The 20,945-nt window shown below is 73.8% G+C and carries 3 protein-coding genes; all 3 read left to right on the top strand.

The genetic code is table 11. The annotated features are described in order from the left end of the window. The first annotated feature begins 30 nt into the window (after positions 1-30). From ACZ4VK_RS23010 to ACZ4VK_RS23020, 3 genes are read left to right on the top strand one after another with little or no spacing between them, the layout of a single operon-like run. Complete coding sequence (locus ACZ4VK_RS23010; protein ID WP_468354887.1) at positions 31-14,946, top strand: amino acid adenylation domain-containing protein; 14,916 nt, start codon at positions 31-33, stop codon at positions 14,944-14,946. Further along, positions 14,943-19,541, top strand: a complete 4,599-nt coding sequence (locus tag ACZ4VK_RS23015; RefSeq protein ID WP_468354890.1) for a non-ribosomal peptide synthetase — start codon at positions 14,943-14,945, stop codon at positions 19,539-19,541. Before ACZ4VK_RS23010 ends, ACZ4VK_RS23015 begins: the two co-directional genes overlap by 4 nt. Next, on the top strand, positions 19,538-20,878 hold the full coding sequence (locus tag ACZ4VK_RS23020; RefSeq protein WP_468354893.1) for a diaminobutyrate--2-oxoglutarate transaminase: 1,341 nt from the start codon (positions 19,538-19,540) through the stop codon (positions 20,876-20,878). The genes ACZ4VK_RS23015 and ACZ4VK_RS23020 overlap by 4 nt, the downstream gene beginning before the upstream one ends. The last annotated feature ends 67 nt before the right edge of the window (positions 20,879-20,945 follow it).

The following is a 20,945-nucleotide window of genomic DNA, read 5'->3' on the forward strand; positions in this document are numbered from 1 at the left end:
CCAGAACTCCAGCCGATGCGAGAACGGTCTATGTACGCAAACAATTCTGTCGTCGATGTCATCCGCCGCAATGTCTCCGAGCGCGGCGCCGGTCTCAGCTACGCCTTCCTCGCCGACGCCGGCGGCGTCGACACCGAACTCAGCATGATCGAGATCGACAGGCGTGCGCGGGCGATAGCCGTCTCGCTCCTCGAGCGGGCGAAACCGGGCGCGCGGGTCATGCTGCTGTATCCACCCGGTGAGCTCTTCGTCGTGGGATTCGTGGCCACGCTGTACGCCGGCATGGTCGCCGTCCCCGTCTACCCGCCGGACCCGATGCGGATCGCCCGTACGCTGCCCCGGCTGCGCGCGGTGGTGGAGAGCTCCCGTGCCGAGATCGTCCTCTCGGACAGCCTCGTCCAGGCCTTCACCCGTGAACTGTTCGAGCAGCAGGCGCCCGAGGTGGCCCGGCTGCCCTGGGTGGTGACCGAGGACGCGATGCTGGAGGGCGCCGACGACTGGCGCCGCCCGGACCTGACGCCCGGCTCGGTCGCCCTGCTCCAGTACACCTCCGGCTCGACCGGCACCCCCCGCGGTGTCGTGGTGACCCACGGGAACCTGCTGTCGAACGGCGCCGCGATCGCCGACGGCTTCGGCCTCGGCGAGGGCGACGTCGTCGCCTCGTGGCTGCCCTTCTACCACGACATGGGTCTGCTGGGCGGTGTGCTGCAGCCGATGCTGTCCGGCCTGTCCAACGTCCTGATGTCGCCCCTCGAGTTCATGCGCCGGCCCATGCGCTGGCTGGAGGCCATCGCCACGCGCGGCGCGACCGTCAGCGGCGGCCCGAACTTCGCCTTCGACCTCTGTGTCAACAAGAGCACCCCCGCCGAGCGGGAGGCCCTCGACCTGTCGTCCTGGCGGGTCGCCTTCTGCGGCGCCGAGCCGGTGCGCCACCGCACCCTGGAGCGTTTCGCCGAGGCGTTCGCCCCCAGCGGTTTCGACAGGTCCGCGCTGCTGCCCTGCTACGGCCTCGCCGAGGCGACCCTGTTCGTGGCGGGCAGCGGCCGCGGCAACGGCGCCCACACCACCCGTCTCGACCGCGCGGCCCTGGAGCAGGGACGTGCCGAAACGCGTGCGGACGGCGACCTCCTGGTCTCCTCGGGCCTGGTGGCGGCCGGACATGAACTGGCCGTCGTCGACCCGGAGTCCGGCGAGCGCGCCGCCCCCGGCACGGTGGGCGAGCTGTGGGTGCGCGGCACGTCCGTCGCCTCCGGCTACTGGGAGGACGAGGCCGCGACCGAGGCGTCCTTCGGCGCCCTGCTCGGCGACGACCCGAAGCCGTATCTGCGCACCGGCGACCTCGGGTTCGTCCTGGACGGCCAGATCCATGTCACCGGCCGCCTCAAGGAGATGATGGTCGTACGCGGCCGCAACCTCTACGCCCACGACCTGGAGGAGACGGCCGTCGCGGCGTCCTCGTGGGCCCGCCCCGGCTGTGGCGCGGCGTTCTCGGTGGAGACCGGGGACGGCGAGGAGTGCGTGGTCCTGCACGAGGTCGCCGTCGGCACGCCCGACGAGGAACTCCCCCGGATCGCCGACGCGATGGCCGCGGCCGTTCAGCACGAGCACGGCATCGTCCTGTTCGACGTGGTCCTGCTCGGCGCCCGCAGCCTGGCGAAGACGTCCAGCGGCAAGATCCAGCGCCTGGCCGGCCGGACGGCGTACACCGCGGGTCAGGTCGAGGGCGAGCTGTACCGCCGCTCCGCGTCCGCCCCGGCCCGCGGCGAGCGGCGGCAGCTCACGCTCCCCTCGCGCCCCGACCTGCTCGCCCTCTCCCACGAGGAGCGCGTCGACGCGATCGAGCGCGCCCTGAGCCTGTTCGGCCGGGGAGAGGGCGACGCGCCCGCCACCATGGTCGCCGAGCTCGACCTCGACTCCCTCGCCGCCGTCGACCTCGCCTTCCGGATCGAGGAGCGGCTCGGTGTCGTCACCGACCCGGGCCTGCTGCTCCAGCCGACGAGCCTGCGCGAGGTGGCCACGGCCGTCGAGGAGGCGGTACGCACCGCCCCCGAGGCGCCCGTACGGCAGGAGTCCGGGCCGCGCGGCGGCGCCGTACCGCTCTCCGCCGGTCAGCGGTCGCTGCTGTTCATGCGGGACCTGGAAGGCCCGGACTGCCGGCAGAACGTCTCGGTCGCGGTCCGGCTGCACGAGCCCGTCGACACCGGGGCGCTGTCCGCGGCCGTCCGTCACCTCGGCGCCCGCCACCCCGTCCTGACCTCCCGCTTCGACGTCGACGGCGGCCGGCGCGCGCAGCTGATCGACCCGGGTGTCCCGTTCGAGCTCGACGTCGTCGACCTGACGGGCGAGGCGGAGCCGGTGCTCCGGGACCGGGTCGACGCCTGCGCCCTCGCGCCCTTCGACATCGAGGGCGGGGACGTCGCCCGCGCGAAGCTGTTCACCGGCTGCGGCGCCCCGGTCCTGGTCCTGGCGCAGCACCACGCCATCACGGACTTCTGGTCGGTGGTGACCCTTCTCGACGAGCTGACCACGGTCTACGGCGATCTGCTGCGCGGGCGCGCGCCGGACCTTCCGGCGGCCGTCGGCTACGAGGAGTTCGTCCGCTGGCAGCAGGACTACGAGCGCTCTCCGCAGTGGCAGGCCGACGAGCGGTACTGGCTCGACCTGCTGTCCGGCGACGTCCAGGCGCCGACGCTTCCGGTACGGGAGCGTCCGCAGCCGGAGAAGGGCATCGCGAGCCACCGGGTGACGGTGGACGCCGAGCTGCTCGCCGACCTGGAGCGGCTCGCGGGTGACAGCGGCACGACGGTGTTCTCGGTCCTGATGGCGGCCTTCGAGGTCCTCGTCGCGGCGCACAGCGGCGCCCGTGACTTCGTCGTCGGCGCCACCACGGCAGGCCGTCCGCAGGCACGTTTCCGCAACACCCTGGGCTACTTCGCCAACACCCTTCCCGTACGCGCCGAGCCCGCCGCCCACGCGAGCGTCACGGAGCTGATCCGCAGCACCGGGCAGCAGCTGCGGCAGTCGCTCGGCCACCAGCACTTCCCGGTCAGCCGGCTCGTCGAACTGCTCCGCGCCCAGGGCAACACCTCGGCCGCGATCAACACGGCCGTCGTCTTCGAGCGGCCGCACAACGCGATCGCCGACGACGTCACCTCGGTGCTCTTCGGCGCCGGCCGCGACAGCGCGGTCCTCGGCGACCTGACGATCGAGCCGTTCCCGGCGGGCGAGCTCGCCACCCAGTTCGACATCACCCTGCACGCCGTTCCGGCCGACGGCGGTCTCCTCGCCCACATGCTGGTCCGGGCGGACCGCTTCGACGAGGCCCTCGCCGGACAGCTGGGACAGCAGTTCCTCGAACTGCTCCGGCAGATCGTCGTCCACCGTGACGCCCCGGTCTCCGCGCTGCGGCTCGTCGGCGCGACCGAGTCCCTCGCCCGCGCCGACGTCCCCGCCCGCACCCTGCCCGGCGTCACCTCCGCGCACGAGCTGTTCGAGGCGACCGCCGACCGCACCCCCGGCGCGGTCGCCCTCACGGCCGGCGCCCTTGAGCTGACGTACGCCCAGGTGGAGAGCGCGGCGAACCGGCTCGCGCACCGTCTCCGGCAGGACGGCCTCGGCACCGAGGACACCGTGGGACTCTGCCTGGAGCGCTCCCCCGAGCTGATCGTCGCGATGCTCGCGGTGATGAAGTCCGGGGCCGCGTTCGTCCCCCTTGACCCGACGCTGCCGCAGCCCCGTCTCGCCGACATGGTCGGCGACGCGCGCTGCGCCCGGATCCTCTGCCACGCCGCCACCGCGGAGCTCGCGGGCTCCCTCGGCACCGCGACCCGCGTCGACGAGGAGTCCGGCGCCGGCCTTCCCGATGACCGGCCCGCGCTCGCCGTATCCGGCGACAACCTGGCGTACGTCATCTTCACCTCGGGCTCGACCGGCCGCCCCAAGGGCGTGCAGATCGAGCACCGGTCGCTCCTGAGCTATCTGCTGTCCTTCCTCGACGCCTTCGACGTCGAGGAGGGCGACCGGGTGCTGCAGTTCGCGCCGCTCACCTTCGACCCCTGCCTGGAGGAGATCTTCTCCGCCTGGACCCGGGGCGCGGCGCTCGTGCTGCGCGACGAGTCGGTGCTGGGCTCGCCGGAGCGGTTCTGGGCCTGGTGCGAGGAGCAGCGGCTCACCCTCGTCGACATCCCCACGGCCTTCTTCCACGTCCTCGTCACCGCCCTGGAGACGGGTGTGCGGGTGCCGCCGGCGCTCCGCTCGATCCTCATCGGCGGTGAGGCCGCGCACCCCGACAAGCTCGCGCAGTGGTTCGCGGCCGACCGCGGCCACGTCGAGCTGTACAACCGCTGGGGCACGACCGAGACCACGGTGTGCTCGACCGTCGCCCACCTCGGCCCCGAGTCGGGCCAGGTCTCCCGCGCCCGTGACGTGTCCATCGGCGCCGACATGACGGACGCGGTGATCCACGTCCTCGACGCCGGACTGCGGCCCGTCGCCGACGGCGTCGTCGGGGAGGCGTACATCGGCGGCGCCGGTGTCGGACGCGGCTACGCGTCGGCGCCCCGCAAGACCGCCGAGCGGTTCGTCCCCGACCCGTTCGCGACCGTGCCGGGCCGGCGTCTGTACGCCACCGGGGACCTGGTGCGCCGGTCCGCCGACGGCGAGCTGCGCTACGTCGGCCGCGCCGACCAGCAGGTGAAGGTACGCGGCTACCGCATCGAGCTCGGCGAGGTCGACGTGGCCCTTCGGCGCCACCCCGAGGTCGCCGAGGCGGCCGTGGTCGCCTCCCGGGGCACGGGCGAGACGGAGCTGATCGCCGCCGTCACCGGCGAAGGCGTCGGCGTCGAGGGACTGCGCGACTGGCTCCACCGTGAGCTGCCCAGCTACATGGTCCCGAGCCGGCTGCTCGTCCTCGACCGGATCCCGCTCACCTCGAACGGCAAGGTGGACGCGCACGCGCTGCGCGAGCTCGCCCTCGACGCGTCCCGCTCGGCCGGGGCGGCCGGCATGACGCCCCTGGAGAGCAGGCTCGCGGCGATCTGGTGCGAGGTCCTCGAAGTCGCCGGGGTCGGTCCCGACGAGGACTTCTTCGCGCTCGGCGGGCACTCGCTGCGCGCGGCGGACCTCAACACCCGGGTGCGCAGGGAGTTCGGCGTCCAGCCGCCGCTGCGGATGTTCTTCGAGTCGGTGACCGTACGCGCCCAGGCGGCGCGGATCGCCGAACTCGTCGGCACGGAACCGGCGGACGCCGAGGCCGCGCGGATCGCCGAGCTCGTCGCCGCCGAACCGGCCGCCGCCGAGGCGGCCACCGTGCCGACCGAGGCCGGGCCGGCCCTGTCGCTCGGTCAGCGCCGCCTGTGGTTCCTGGAGAAGTTCGCCCCGGGCTCCCGCGCCTACGTCGTGCCGGGTGTCCTGCGGCTGTACGGGGAGCTCGACCAGGCCGTCCTGCGCGGCGCGCTCGACGCGATCGTCGAGCGGCACCCCGCGCTGCGCACCGGCTTCACGGACGAGGGCGGCAGGCCCGTGCCCTTCGTGCACACCGGCCTCACCTGCCCCTTCGAGGTCATCGACCGGAGCTCGGTCACCCCCGCGCGGCGCGAGGCGGAACTGGCCGGACTCGCGGCCGCTCACGCCCGGCAGCTCTTCGCGCTCGAACGGCCGCCGCTGATGCGCGCCGCCCTTGTCGCGTTCGGGCCCGACGAGCACGCCCTGCTCCTCGCCTTCCACCACATCGTCTCCGACGGCCGCTCCATGGAGATCATCGCCGGTGAGCTGGCCGGGCTGTACGCGCACGGCGCGGGCTCCGGTGACGGCTCCCGTGACGGCTCCGGTGACGGCTCCGGTGTCGGCGAACCGCCCGCCGTCGTCCACGAGTACGCCCGCTGGGCGTCCGACGAGAGCGCCCGCCTGGAGTCGGCGGAGGGCCGGCGCGGCCTGGAGTTCTGGACCGGGCACCTCGGTGGCGCTCCGCTCGCCCTCGACCTGCCCCTCGACCGGCCCCGGCCGGCGGTGCAGACCTTCGACGGCGAGCGCGTGCCGCTGACGCTGAGCCAGGCCGACTCCGACCTGCTGCGCGCGCTCGCCCGTGACCAGCGGGCCACGGTCTTCATGACGCTCGCCGCGTGCGTGTCCTCGGCGCTCTCCCGGCTGACCGGCCAGGACCGGGTGGTCCTCGGCGTGCCCGACGCCAACCGCACCGGGGACGGCGCGTACGACGACGTCGTCGGCTTCTTCGTGAACACCGTCCCGCTCTGCTTCGAGGCGCCGGCCGGTGCCACGGGCCGCGACCTCGTCGACCGTGTCCGGGCCACCGCCCTTGAGGCGATGCCGTACCACTGGGTCCCGTTCTCCGCGATCGTGGAGGCGAGCGGCCAGGACCGCGATCCGAGCCGCAGCCCGCTCTTCCAGGCGATCCTCGACGTCCGCAGCGGCGCGCTGCCCTCGCCGGCCCTACCCGGTCTGCGGGTCGAGACGGCGCCGCTGTACACCGGTACCGCCAAGACCGACCTGACCTTCGAGATCACCGACGACGGCGGCCCGCTGACGGGCTGGCTGGAGTTCAACGCGGACCTGTTCCGGCCGGAGACCGCGCGGCTCGTCGCCCGGCTGTTCGGCGAGACGGCCCGCGCGCTGGCCCGGCGGCCCGACGAGCGCGTCGAGACCCCCTCGGCGTCGTCGGCCCTGGACCGCTGGCCGGCCGAGGCGGAGGACGGGCAGCGTCCCGACACCTTCTGGGCGCAGTTCGAGCGGGTGGCCGAGAACCGCCCGGACGCCCTCGCCCTGGAGGGCGCCGACAGCGCGCTGACCTACGGCGAGCTGCGCACCCGGGTGGACCGGGTCGCCCGGGTGATCGCCCGGACGTTCGCCGTACGTCCCGGGGACGTCGTCGCCGTGGCGGTCGAGCCGTCCGTCGAGGCGGTCGTCGCCGTCCTCGCGGCGCAGCGCTGCGGAGCGGCGTACCTGCCGGTCGACCCCGCCTACCCGGCGGAGCGCAAGGAGTTCATGCTGGCCGACTCGGGGGCGCGCGGCCTGGTGACCCGCGACCTCGTGGAGGAGGCACTGCGCGAGACGCCCGCCGAAACGCCGGCCGAAACGCCTGCCGAGACCTTCGTACTCCCGCAGCCGCACCCCGACGCCCCCGCGTACCTCCTCTACACCTCCGGCTCCACCGGCCGCCCCAAGGGCGTGCTCGTCTCCCACCGCTCGCTCGCCAACCTCACGGCCACGCAGGCGCGGGTCTTCGGGATCGACGCCGGCTCGCGCATGCTCCAGTTCGCGAGCCTGAGCTTCGACGCCTCCGTCTGGGAGATCTTCTCCACGCTCGCCGCGGGCGGCACCCTGGTCGTCGCGAGCCGTGACCACGCCCTGGTCGGCGACGCCCTCGCCGACGTCCTCGCCGAGCGCGCGATCACCGTGTGCCTGCTGCCTCCGTCGGTCATCGCGTCCCTGCCCGTACGGGAACTGCCGCTGCTGACGACCCTGGTGTCGGGCGGTGAGGCCTGCCGCGCCGAGCTCGTCGAGCAGTGGCAGCCGGGCCGCCGCTTCGTCAACGCGTACGGCCCCACCGAGTGCACCGTCGTCATCACGGCCGCCGCCTGCGAGCCGGGACGCCCCGCCTCGCTCGGCGCGGTGCTGCCGGGCGGGACGGCGTACGTCCTGGACGCCGAGCTGCGGCCGGTGGTCGCCGGTGCGGTCGGCGAGCTGTACGTCGGCGGCGCGGGCCTGGCCGTCGGCTACCACGGCCGGCCGGGGCTGACCGCCGCCCACTTCCTGCCCGACCCGTTCTCCGCCGTCCCCGGCGCCCGGATGTACCGCACGGGCGACCTCGTCCGGCTGCGCGCCGACGGGACCCTGGACTACCGCGGCCGTCGCGACAGCCAGATCAAGCTGCGCGGCTACCGGATCGAGCCGGCCGAGATCGAGTCGGTGCTGCTGGCCCTCGACGGTGTGACCCAGGCCGTGGTGCGGGGCGTCGACGGGGTCCTCGTGGCCCATGTCGAGTCCGGTGACCCGGAGCTGACCCCGAGGACGCTCGCGAGGCTGTGCGCGGACGGGCTGCCGCCGCACATGGTCCCGGCCGCGTTCGTGGTCCGAGGCGAGCTGCCGCGGCTGCCCGGCGGCAAGATCGACCCGAACCGCCTCGGCCGGCCGCGCCGCGCCGACTTCGCGCACACCGACTTCGCCGAACCGGAGACGGAGACCGAGCGGACCGTCGCCCGGGTCTGGGCGCAGGTCCTCGGCGTCGACGTGGTCGGCGCGGGCGACGACTTCTTCACCGTCGGCGGCCACTCCCTGCTCGCGACCGTGATCACCTCGCAGGTGAGCGAGGAGCTGGGCCGCGAGGTCCCGCTGCGGGCCCTGTTCGAGGCGCCGGTCCTCCGCGACTACGCCGCGCTGTGCGAGGCGGCGGCCGCCCGGGACACCTCCGGCGGGATCGCGTCCCACGCCACCGGCGGCGCCGACGCGCCGCTGTCGGTGATGCAGGAGCGGCTGTGGCTCCTGGAGGAGATCGAGAACGGCTCCGGCCGCAGCACCTCCACGGGCCGCTACCACCTGGCCGGCGCGATCCGGCTCACCGGCGAGCTCGACGAGGCCGCCCTCCAGCGGGCCGTCACCCGTCTCGTGGACCGGCACACCACGCTGCGCACGGCGGTCGCCCACCACGAGGGCGCGCTGACGCAGACCGTCCGGGAGCACGCCGACGTCATCCTGTCGAGCACCGTGCTGACCGGCGTGACCGCCGAGGAGCGGGTCTCCGAGGCGCTCGCCCTGGTGGCGCGCGAGGCGGCGGAGCCGATGGACCTGGCGACCGGCCCGCTGCTTCGGGTCCGGCTGCTCCGGCTCGGCGACGACGACGCGGTCCTCGTCCTGACGCTGCACCACATCGTCGGCGACGGCTGGTCGATGGAGATCCTCAAGCGGGACCTCACCCACTTCTACGCCGAGGAGACCGGCCACGAGCCGGCCGCCCCGCTGCCCCCGCTGAAGGTCACCTACGAGCAGTTCTCCCGCTGGCAGCGCCATCAGCTCGACTCCGGCGGCCTCGACGCCTCCGTGGCGTACTGGTGCGAGCAGCTCGACGCGCTGCCCGCGCTCACCCTGCCGGTCTCGCGCGGCGCCTCCGAGCCCGCGGCCTCCCGGGGCCACCGGGTGCGGGCGACCGTCACGCCGGAGCTGCGCGAGGCGATGGAGCGGCTCGCCGCCGAGTCCGGGGCGACGCTGTTCATGGTGCTCGCGGCGACCCTCCAGCTCACCCTCGGGCGCCTCGCGGGCCAGCGGGACTTCGCGATCGGCGTGCCCATCGCGGGCCGCAGGCACCGCGAGGTGGAGGACCTCATCGGCTTCTTCATCAACTCGCTCGTGCTGCGGGCCGACCTGTCGGGCGACCCGACCTTCGCCGAGCTCCTCGACCGGGTCAGGACGACCACGCTCGACGCGTACGAGCACCAGGACGTGCCGTTCGAGACCCTGGTCGGAAAGCTCGCCCCCGAGCGGGACCTGAGCACCACACCGCTGTTCCAGGTGTATCTGAACCTGCTGAACATCCCGCCGCACCAGGCCGAGCTCCCGGGGCTCACGGTCGACACCTTCGCCGTCCCCGACCTGGGCGCCAAGTTCGACCTGACCTTCTACGTCGACCCCGCGCGGGACGGTCTCTCGCTGGACCTGATGTACGCCGCCGACCGCTTCGACGAGGCGACGGTGGACGAGCTGCTCGCCCAGTGGATCAGGGTCATCGAGCAGACGGTCGCGGACAGCGGAAGCCCGATCGACTCGCTGCGGCTCGACACGCCGCTGGCCCGCCGGGTGCTCCCCGACCCGGCCGCGCCGCTCGACACGACCTGGTACGGGTCGGTGGTCGAGCAGTTCGAGCGGTGGGCCGCCCGTGAGCCGGGGCGGATCGCGATCAGCGAGCCGGGCCAGGAGCTCACCTACGGCGACCTGGCCTGGGCGACGGCCGCCATGTCGGGGCTCCTGAACCAGCAGGGCGTCGCCAAGGGCGATGTGGTCGCCATCTACGGCGAGCGCAGTGCCTCCCTCGTCTGGGCGATCCTGTCCGTGCTGCGGGCCGGCGCCTCGTTCGCCATCCTCGACCCGAGCTATCCGGCGGACCGCATCGCCGACTGTCTCGCGGTGGCCCGCCCGAGCGCCTTCCTCCAGCTGGAGGGCGCGGGGGCCGTGCCGCTCGCGGTGGACACCGCGCTCCAGGAGGCGTCGCTCCGCTGCCGCTTCGAGCTGCCGTCGAGGCTCGCGGACGCCCGGCACCTGGTGCCGCGGGGCGCGGAGCCGGCCGCCGCGGTCGAGGTGGGTCCTGGGGACTGCGCGTACATCGCGTTCACCTCGGGTTCCACCGGGAAGCCGAAGGGCATCCGGGGCGGGCACGGGTCCCTGACCCACTTCGTGCCGTGGATGGTGGAGACGTTCGGGCTGCGCGAGACCGACCGCTACAGCCTGCTCTCCGGCATCAGCCACGACCCGCTGCACCGCGAGGTGTTCACGCCGCTGGTCACGGGCGCCATGATCTGTGTGCCCGACCGCCTCGACGTGGAGACCCCGGGCCGGCTCGCGCAGTGGTTCCGCACCGCGCAGGTGTCGGTCAGCCACATGACGCCCCCGATGGCGCGGCTCTTCGACCAGCTGTCGGTGGCTCCGGGAACGCTGCCGCTCCTGGAGCGGGTGTTCTTCCTCGGAGACACGCTGACCAGCCGTGACGTACGGGCCATCACCCGGATGGCGGGCTCGGCGACCTGCGTCAACCTGTACGGCTCGACCGAGACGCAGCGCGCGGTCGGCTACCACGTGGTGCCCGCGGCCGACGGTGTCGCCGACACCGACCCGGGGGTCACGTACCCCCTCGGGCGCGGCATGAAGGACGTCCAGCTCCTCGTCCTCGACGAGGCGGGCCGGCAGGCCGGTGTCGGCGAGCCGGGGGAGATCGTCATCCGCTCCCCGCACATCTCGCTGGGCTACGCCCACGACGAGAAGCTCACCGCCGCCAAGTTCGTGCGCAACCCGTTCGGCGACTCCGACGGCGACCGCATGTACCGCACCGGTGACCTCGGCCGCCATCTGCCCGACGGCTCCGTCACCCCGCTCGGCCGCGCCGACAACCAGGTCAAGATCCGTGGCTACCGCGTCGAGACCGATGAGGTGCAGCACGTGATCTGCGCCGCGCCGGACGTCCAGGACGCCCTGGTCATGGCACGTACGGACGCGAGCGGCGAGAACGCGCTCGTCGCGTACGTGGTGTCGCGGCCCGGCACCAGGGCCGCGGGCAACGAGGTGAAGGCCTTCGTCCGCGGGCAGCTCCCCGACTACATGGTCCCGGCGTTCGTCGTCGCCCTCGACGCCTTCCCGCTGACCCCGAACCGCAAGATCGACCGCGCGGCACTGCCGGAGCCCTCCTCGGCGAGCGGCTCCCACGAGGACGGACCGCGTACGCCTCTGACGCCCACCGAGGAACTGGTGGCCGGCCTGTGGCAGGACGTGCTCGGCGCGCCCAGGGTGGGCCCCGAGGACAACTTCTTCAACCTCGGCGGGCACTCCCTCATGGCCACCCAGGTCGTGTCGCGGATCCGCCGGGTGTTCGGCTGCGAGATCGCGCTGCGCACGCTCTTCGAGAAGCAGACCGTACGGGACCTCGCCGCGCACATCGACGGCGTCGCCGGCGGCGTGAGCACCACCGCGCCCGTCGTCGCCCTGCCCCGCACCGGCCCGCTGCCCGCCTCCTACGGCCAGGAACGCCTCTGGTTCCTCGACCAGCTGGAGGGCGACACCGGCGCGTACAACAGCCCCACGGTCGTCCGCATGCGCGGCCCGCTCGACACCGACGCCCTCGCCGCCACCCTGGACGAGCTGGTCGCCCGGCACGAGGTGCTGCGCACCCGGCTCGTCATGGACGGCGGCCGGGTGAGCCAGATCGTCGAGCCGGCCGGTGAGGTCACCATGCCGCTCACGCTCGTCGACCTGAGCGACGAGCCGGCGGAGACGGCCGAGCGGCGCTGGCCCGAGCTCGTCGACGAGGCCGCGCGACACCGCTTCGACCTGGCCGAGGCGCCGCTGGAGCAGGCCACCCTGATCCGGCTCTCCGCCGAGGACCACGTCTTCGTCCTCACCGTGCACCACGTCGTCGCCGACGGCTGGGGCCTGCAGATCGTGGTCCGCGACTTCGCGGCCCTCTACCAGGCCCGCCGCCAGGGCACGGCCTCCCCGCTGCCGGACCTCGAGGTGCAGTACGCCGACTGGTCGAGCTGGCAGCGCGACCGCGTCGAGGGCGGCGACCACCGGGCGCAGCTCGACTTCTGGTGCGAGACGCTGGCGAAGCCGGCGCCGGTCCTGGAGTTCCCGGCGCAGCGGCCGAGGCCCGCGGCGATGACCAACCGGGGCCTGACGGTCCGCCGGGTGCTCGACGCCGAACTGGTCGGCGGGGTACGGCAGGTGGGCCGCGAGCACAACGCGACCCTGTTCATGACGCTGCTCGCGGCGTTCAACTGCCAGCTGCACCGCTACAGCGGCGCCGCCGACATCGCCGTCGCCACCCCGGTCGGCACCCGCTCGGTCGAGATCGAGGACGTCGTCGGGTTCTTCGTGAACACGATCGTCTTCCGCAACACCCTCTCCTCCGAGGAGACGTTCACCGAGCTCCTCGAACGCGTCCGGGCCACCACCCTGGCCGCCTACGCCAACCAGGACGTCCCCTTCGACCGCGTGGTGGACGCCCTCCAGCCGAGCCGGGACCTGAGCACCAGCCCGCTGTTCCAGGTCATGTTCACCCTGCACAACGCGCCCTACTCGGAGATCGACCTCGGCGACCTCAGGCTTGAGCGGCTCCACGCCCCGAACGGCACCGCCAAGTTCGACCTCAGCCTCGACCTGGCCGAGGAGAAGGACGGCCTGCACGCCACCCTGGAGCTCAACGCCGACCTCTTCGACGAGGAGACCGGGCAGACGCTCCTCGACCACTTCGAGGCCCTGCTCGGCAGCATCGCCGCCGGCCCGGCGCGGACCGTGGCCGAACTCGAACTCCGCCCCGAGGCGGAGGCCGCGGCCCAGGACGCCCTCAGCGCGGGACCGCCGGCCTTCACGCCGATGACCACGACCGAGGCCCTCGAACACTGGGCGCGGCACACCCCGGACGCCCCCGCCGTCGTCGAGGGCGGCGCCGTCTGGACGTACCGCGAACTGCGCGACCGGGTCGCGGCACTCGCCGAACGGCTCACGTCGGCGGCCTCAGGACCCGAACCGGCCGTGGTGGTGTGCGCGGACCGCTCGGCCCTCCATATCGCCGCCGCCCTCGCCTGCGACGCGGCCGGCGCCACCTACGTGCCGGTCAGCCCCGCCGTACCGGACCGGCGGATCGCCTCCGTCCTCGACCGGCTCGGCGAGGTCGTCGCGGTCACCGACGACGAACGGTCGGCCCGTGTCGCCGCCCTGCTCGGCGAGGCCGGGGGAACCCACCTCGTCCTCGACGACTCCGTCTCGGACCGTCCGCTCGACCCGCGCGGACCGCACCCCGCCCGGCGCGCCTACGTCATCTTCACCTCCGGTACGACCGGTGAGCCCAAGGGCGTGGAGATCGAACAGGCAGGACTGCTCAACCACCTGGAGCTGATGGCCCACGACCTGGAGCTCTCCTCGGGCGACGTCGTCGCCCAGACCGCCTCCCAGTCGTTCGACATCTCGGTCTGGCAGATGCTCGTCGCCGTCATGCGCGGCGCCACCACCGTCGTCAGCGACGACGCCACCAGCCGGGACGCCGAGGCGCTGATCGCCCTCGTCCGGGAGCGCGGGATCAGCGTGCTCCAGCTGGTGCCCGGCATGATCAGGGCGCTGCTCGACCACGCGGGGGACGGTGATCTGGCGAGCCTGCGCTTCCTGATCGCCACCGGCGAGGCCCTGCCGCCGGACCTCGCGGCGGACTGGCTGCGCCGCTTCCCCGGGATCCCGATGGTCAACGCCTACGGCCCCGCCGAGTGCTCGGACGACACCCACCTCGCGGTGCTCACGACCCCGCCGCCGACCGACCGGGCGGTGCCGCTCGGCCGTCCCGTCGCCGGTGTGACCTCCCACGTCCTCGACGCGGGAGGGCGGCGGGTGCCGTTCGGCGTGCCGGGCGAGCTCGCCATCGGCGGCCCGGTCGTCGGCCGCGGCTACCTCGGTGACCCGAGGGCCACCGCGGAACGCTTCGTGCCCGACCCGTACGCCACGGACCCCGGCGCCCGGCTCTACCGCACCGGCGACCGGGTGCGGCTGCACGGAGACGGCCGTCTCGAGTTCCTCGGACGGCTCGACGACCAGCTGAAGATCCGCGGCTTCCGCATCGAGGCGGGCGAGGTCGAGACGGCGCTGTGCGAGCTCCCGGCCGTACGGGAGGCGGCGGTCGTCCTGCGCGACTGCGACGGCGAACCGACCCTGGTGGCCTGCGTGGCCGGCACCGAACGCGACCCGGCCGTCCTGGCCGCCGCGCTCGGCACCCGCCTGCCGCGCTACATGGTCCCCACCGGCTACGTCTTCGCCGACCGGCTGCCGCGCACCCCCAACGGCAAGGTCGACAGGACCGCGCTCCAGCGGGACGACCTGACCGTCGAGCGGGTCCGCCGGCGCTTCGAGGAGCTGTCGGGGCCGACCGAACGCCTCGTGGCCTCCGTGTTCGAGGAGCTGCTCGGCACCCCGGCCGTCGGCGCGCTCGACGACTTCTTCACCCTGGGCGGCCACTCGCTGCTCGCCACCCGTCTGGTGGCCGAACTGGCCGCGCGGACGGACATCGAACTGCCGCTGCGCGCGGTCTTCGAGCGGCCCACCGTGCGCGGTGTCGCACAGGCCCTGGGGGAACTCCAGCTGGCCGGGCTGAGCGAGGCCGAGCTCCTCGAACTCGAGGTGCTGCTCGACGGAGTCACCGACGACCAGGCGCGCGAGCTGCTCGCGGCCGGCGAGGAGAGGGACGCATGATCAGGGAAGCCGCCACCGAGCGGGAGACCTTCGAGGGTCTGTCCGCGGCCAAGCGGGATCTGATGGCCTCGCTGCTGCTCGCCCGCGGCAGGCAGCGGGCCTCGGCGCGCACCATCCGCCGCCGCGACCCCGCCGTGCCCGCCGTGCTCTCCCGAGGCCAGGAGCAGCTGTGGGTCGCCGAGTCCCTCGCGGACGGCCGGCCGCTGTACAACGTCCCCTACGGGGTACGGCTGCGCGGCGCGCTCGACGTCACCGCGCTGCGGGCCGCGCTCGACGGGCTCGCCGCCCGCCACTCCGTCCTGCGCACCGTCTACCGGCAGCGGCCGGACGGCGGTCTCGAACAGGTGGTCCTGCCGGCCGGTCCCGTGGCCCTGCCGGTCGAGGAGACCGCGGGCGAGGAGGCCGCGATGGCCGCCGCACAGCGCGAGGCGGCCCGGCCGATCGACCTGACGGACGGCCCCGTGATGCACGGACGGCTGTTCCGGATCGCCGCCGACGACCACCTCCTCGCGCTCGTCGTGCACCACATCGCGACCGACGCCTGGTCGGTGGGTGTCCTCCTGGAGGACCTCGCCGAGCTGTACGACGCGGCCCGCGAGGGCCGCTCGCCCCGGCTGCCCACGCTCGGCGTCGACTACGCCGACGCGGCGGCCCACGAGCGGGCCCAGGAGCCCGAGGACTTCGGATGGCTGGTCGCGCAGTGGCGTGAGCAGCTGGCCTGGGCCCAGCCGCTGGGCCTCGCGCCGAACGGCGACCGCGGGACGGCCCGTACCGGGCGGCGCATCCGCTGCCAGTGGGACGGGCAGTTCGGCCGCGAGCTCCAGCGGACCGCGGAGGCGCACCGTACGACCGTGTTCAACGTGATGCTGACCGCGTTCGCGGTGCTGCTCAACCGGTACACGGGCACCTCCCGGTTCGCCATCGGCACGGTCATGGCCAACCGGAACCGGCAGACCGAGCGCCTCGTCGGCTACTTCGCGAACACCGTCCCCGTGGTCGCCGACCTGTCCGCCGGCGGCGGCAGCCTCGGTGACGTGCTCGCCGGGATCACCCGCGAGTCGCTGTGGGCGCGGGACCACCAGATCCCCTTCGACGTGCTCGTCGACAAGGTCGCGCCGCGGCGCACCCTGGCCGAGAGCCCGCTGTTCGAGGCCATGTTCGTCTTCAACAACGGTCCCGGCCACGAGATGCGGCTGCGCGACCTGTCCCTGACCCCCACCCATCTGCACTCCGGCACCGCCAAGTTCCCCCTCGACCTGTCCTGCGCGGTGACGGACGACGAGGTCATGGTGTCGCTCGAGTTCGACGAGTCGGTGCTGGACACCGCCGCCGCCGAACGCCTCCTCGGCCACTACCGCCGACTGCTCACCGGCCTGTGCGAGACCCCGGAGGTCCATGTCGACAACGCGGAGCTGCTCACCCCGGCCGAGCGGGAGCTGGTCGTCGACGAGTGGAACCGTACGGGCGAGGAGTACCCCGCCCACGCCACCGCGCACGGCCTGTTCGAGCAGTGGGCCGACCTGGAGCCGGACGCCCCGGCCGTCACCTGCGGCGACGAGGCCGTCAGCTACGCCGAACTCGACGCCCGCGCCAACCGGCTCGCCCAGCTGCTGCTCGACCGGGGCTGCGGCCGCCACCAGCGCGTCGGCGTCTGCCTGGAGCGTGGCATCGACCTGGTCGTCGCCCAGCTCGCCATCGCCAAGACGGGCGCGGGCTACGTCCCGCTCGACCCCGGCTACCCGGCCGAGCGACTCCAGTGGATGCTGGCCGACTCCGGCGCCCGCCTGGTCGTCACCCGCGACGAGCGGCTCGCGGGCGACGGCGTCACGGCCGTCGACCCCGCCTCCGCCGGGTCCTTCCCCGCGACCCGGCCCGAGCGCGACGTCCGCCCGGACGACCTGCTGTACCTGATCTACACCTCGGGCTCGACCGGCCTGCCCAAGGGCGTGCTGCTCGACCACCGGGGCCGCGTCAACAACTTCACCGACTTCAACCGGCGCTTCCTCGTCGGCCCCGGCGACAAGGTCTTCGGCGTCTCGGCGCTCGCCTTCGACATGAGCGCGTACGACGTCTTCGGCACGCTCATGGCCGGTGCGACCGTGGTGTTCCCCGCACCCGAGGACGAGCGCTCCCCGCACCGCTGGATCGAGACGATCGAGCGCGAGTCCGTCACCGTCTGGCACTCGGTACCGGCGCTGTTCGGGCTCCTCGTCGAGGAGTGCGAGATACGCGGCGGGGACCGGCTGCCGATCCGGCTCGTGCTGCTCGGCGGCGACTGGATCCCGCTCGCGCTCCCGCAGCGGGGCGCCGCGCAGCTGATCCCCTCGGCGCAGCTGGTCAGCATGGGCGGCGCCACCGAGGTCTCCATGGACTCGACGATCCACCTGATCGGCGAGGTCCTGCCGGAGCAGCGCAGCATCCCGTACGGCGCTCCGATGGCCAACCAGACCTCGTACGTCCTCGACGCGGCGCTCTCCCCGCTGCCCGTGGGCGTGGCCGGCGAGCTGTACCTCGGCGGCGTCGGGGTCGGTTGGGGCTACCACAACCGGGCCCGGCTGACCGGCGAGCGCTTCCTGCCCGACCCGTTCAGCCCGGTGCCCGGGGCCCGGATGTACCGCACGGGCGACCGTGCCCGCTGGATGCCGGACGGCGACCTGGAACTCCTCGGGCGCATCGACTTCCAGATCAAGATCAACGGCTACCGGGTGGAGACCGGCGAGATCGAGGCCGCCCTCAGGGAGGTCATCGGCGGCGGCTCCTGCCTGGTCGCGGCGCACGGCCCGCGCGACGGCGCGAAGACCCTGGTGGCCTATCTGGTGGCGCCCCCGGGCGGGGAGGTCCCCGGCGACGCCGAGCTCAAGCGGCGGCTGTCGGCGCGGCTGCCCCAGCACATGGTGCCCGCCTCCTTCGTCCGTATGGAGTCCTTCCCGCTGACCCACAACGGCAAGGTCAACCGCCGCGAACTGCCGGCGCCCGCGGCCGCCGTCCTCACCGGGCGCGCCGCGAGCACCGCCACCGAGCGCGCCCTGGTGACGCTGTGGCGGGAGGCCCTCGGCCGCGAGGACGTCCCCGTCGACCTCGGCTTCTTCACCCTCGGCGGCAACTCCATCGCCGTCATCCGCATGGTGAGCGCCGCCCGCCGCGCGGGCATCGAGATGACACCGCGCATGGTGTTCGCCCACCAGACGATCGAGGCCCTCGCGAAGGCCGTCGACGACGGCGAGGGCTCTCCGTCCACAGCGACCGGCGACGCCCTCGCCCCGGGGGCGGGCCGGACCCGGTCGGGCGAGCCCTCGGTGACGCCGGGACAGCACCACATGCTCGACGTCCTGGAGAGCGCCTGGGTGCCGGGCCTGTACCAGATGCAGTCCACGACGGAGCTGCCCTTCCCGATCGACCCCGACCGCTTCCGGGACGCCTGGCAGCACCTCACCGACCGCCACCCCTCCCTCCGCACCGGCTTCCGGCGCGACGGCGAAGGCGCCTGGACCCCGGTCGTCGCCGACCGGCTCGCCCCGGTCGTCGAGGTCCTCGACTGGAGCGACCACGCGCCGGACGCGGTCGCCGACGAGCTGATCGCCCTGCTCGAAGCCGAACGCGCGGCGCCCTTCGACGTGTCCGAGCCGCCGCTGTGGCGGGTGTGGCTGGTGCGCGGCCCGTCCACCTGGTGGCTCGGCCAGATCCAGAGCTACCTCCTGGCCGACGGCTGGTCGAACCTGGTGCTCCTCGACGAGCTCCTCGCGCTCTACCTCGCCGCCCTCGAAGGCCGTGACGCCGGGCTCCCGCCGGTCCCCGCGCTCGACGCCGCCGGGGACACCGACCCCGAGGCCGACCGTGCCTTCTGGCGGGACCGGCTCGCCGGGGCGCTCCCGTCCCGCCTCGCCGCCGAGCCGGGCCGGCTCGGTCCCTCCCGCTTCAGCCGGGTGGCCGGCCGGGTGGATCCGGCCGTCGCCGAGGCCCTGCGCGCACGGGCCGCCGGCGACGGGCACACCTTCTCGACGCTGGCCTGCGCGGGCTGGGCCCTGCTCGCCGCCGCGCGCCTCGATCGCTCCGACGTCACGGTCGGCGTGGTCTCGGCGGGCCGTGACCGCGCGGTCGACGGCCTGGAACGCGCGGTCGGCCTGTTCATCGCCGCCCTGCCGGTCCGGGTCGAGGTCGCGAGGGACGAGACCCTGACCGCGCTGTTCGACCGCTTCCAGCTGGCCCGCGTCGAGGGCGCCGAGCACACCTCGGTCCCCACCGGCACCCTCCAGCGGATGGGCGCGGGCGAAGGACCGCTGTTCGACTCGGTCGTCGTCGTCGCCAACTACCCGGTGTCCTCGGCGCTCCGCGCCCAGCAGTCCGCGAGCGTGCGGCAGGGCGCCGAGAGCGACGGCACCCGCAACCAGACCGAGTACGCGCTCCGCCTGGACGTCACCGACGACGCCGAACCCCGCATCGCCCTCTCGTACTACGGCGACCGCGTCACCGACGCCGAAGCACGGCTGCTGCTCGACGACTACCTCGCGCTGCTCGCCGCCGTGGCCCGTACGCCTGCCGCCACCGTCGGCCAGGTACTCCCGACCTCCCCCCTCCCGATTGGAGACCCCCGATGACGGTCCTGGCAGATCTGACGACGTCCACCGAGGCGTTCGAGACCGCGTCCCCGCAGGTGTTCGAGGCCGCCTCCCCCCGCGTGGGCGAGACCCAGGTGTTCGAGGCCCGGGAGTCCGCCGTCCGGTCCTACTGCCGCGCGTTCCCCGTGCTCCTCGCCTCGGCCCGCGGCACCACCCTGATCGCCGAGGACGGCACGGAGTACGTCGACTTCTTCTCCGGCGCGGGCGCCCTCAACTACGGCCACAACCACGAGCACATCAAGCGCAAGGTCGTCGCCCACCTGGAGGGCGACGGACTGCTCCACGCGCTCGACTTCCACACGGCGGCCAAGCGCGAGTTCCTCGACCGCTTCGCCCGCGAGATCCTGGAGCCGCGCGGCCTCGACCACCGGGTCCAGTTCTGCGGCAGCACCGGCACCGACGCCGTCGAGGCGGCGCTCAAGCTGGCCCGCAAGCACACCGGCAGGACCCAGGTCATCGCGTTCTCCGGCGCCTACCACGGCGTCAGCCGCGGCAGCCTCGCCGCGACCGCCGACCTGTCGCTGCGCAAGGTGGCCGGGACGCACCTCGGCGACGTCACCCACCTGCCGTTCCCGGTCGGCCCGCGCGGCTCGTTCCCGACGATGGACCTCCTGGAGCAGTACCTCGGCGACGACCTGTCCGGGGTCGACGTCCCGGCGGCCGTGATCCTCGAGGTCGTCCAGATGGAGGGCGGCGTCTACCGCATCCCCGACGCGGACCTGCGGCGGCTCCGCGCCCTCTGCGACCGGTACGGCATCGTGCTGATCGTCGACGAGATCCAGGCCGGCTGCGGCCGTACCGGCGGCTTCTTCTCCTTCGAGCAGGCCGGGATCGTCCCCGACCTCATCACCGTCTCGAAGTCGATCGGCGGCCTCGGCCTGCCGATGTCGATCCTGCTGATCCGCGAGGGCCTCGACTCCTGGCAGGCCGGTGACCACCCGGGCACCTTCCGCGGCAACCAGCTGGCGTTCGTCGCCGCCTGCGGCGCCCTCGACCTGTGGCGCGACCAGGCCTTCCTCGACCAGGCCCGCGACGGCGCCGAACTGCTGCGCTCCTTCTGGGAGAGCCACCCGCTGCCCGGCGTCGAGGTCCGCTGCGAGGGCCACGCGATCGGCATCGACCTCACCCACGCGGGCGGCCGGCAGGCCGCGGACGCCGTCGTCGCCTGGTGCTTCGAGCGCGGCCTGATCGTCGAGTCGACCGGCCGCGACAAGGCCGTCCTCAAGCTGCTGCCCGCTCTGACCATGGAGCCCGAGGTCCTCCGCTACGGCTGCGAGCTGATCCACGAGGCCCTGCGCACGGCGCTGTCCCGCTGATCCGGGCCCCCGCGCCTCCCTCCATCCCCCCACCCCGTCCCACAGGACCAGGAACAGGAACAGGACC

Source organism: Streptomyces sp. NPDC028711 (assembly GCF_055565415.1).

Coding starts and splice junctions, on each gene's coding strand:
- ACZ4VK_RS23020 (WP_468354893.1), top strand. CDS start 19,538: ATGACGGTCCTGGCAGATCTGACGACGTCCACCGAGGCGTTCGAGACC.
- ACZ4VK_RS23015 (WP_468354890.1), top strand. CDS start 14,943: ATGATCAGGGAAGCCGCCACCGAGCGGGAGACCTTCGAGGGTCTGTCC.
- ACZ4VK_RS23010 (WP_468354887.1), top strand. CDS start 31: ATGTACGCAAACAATTCTGTCGTCGATGTCATCCGCCGCAATGTCTCC.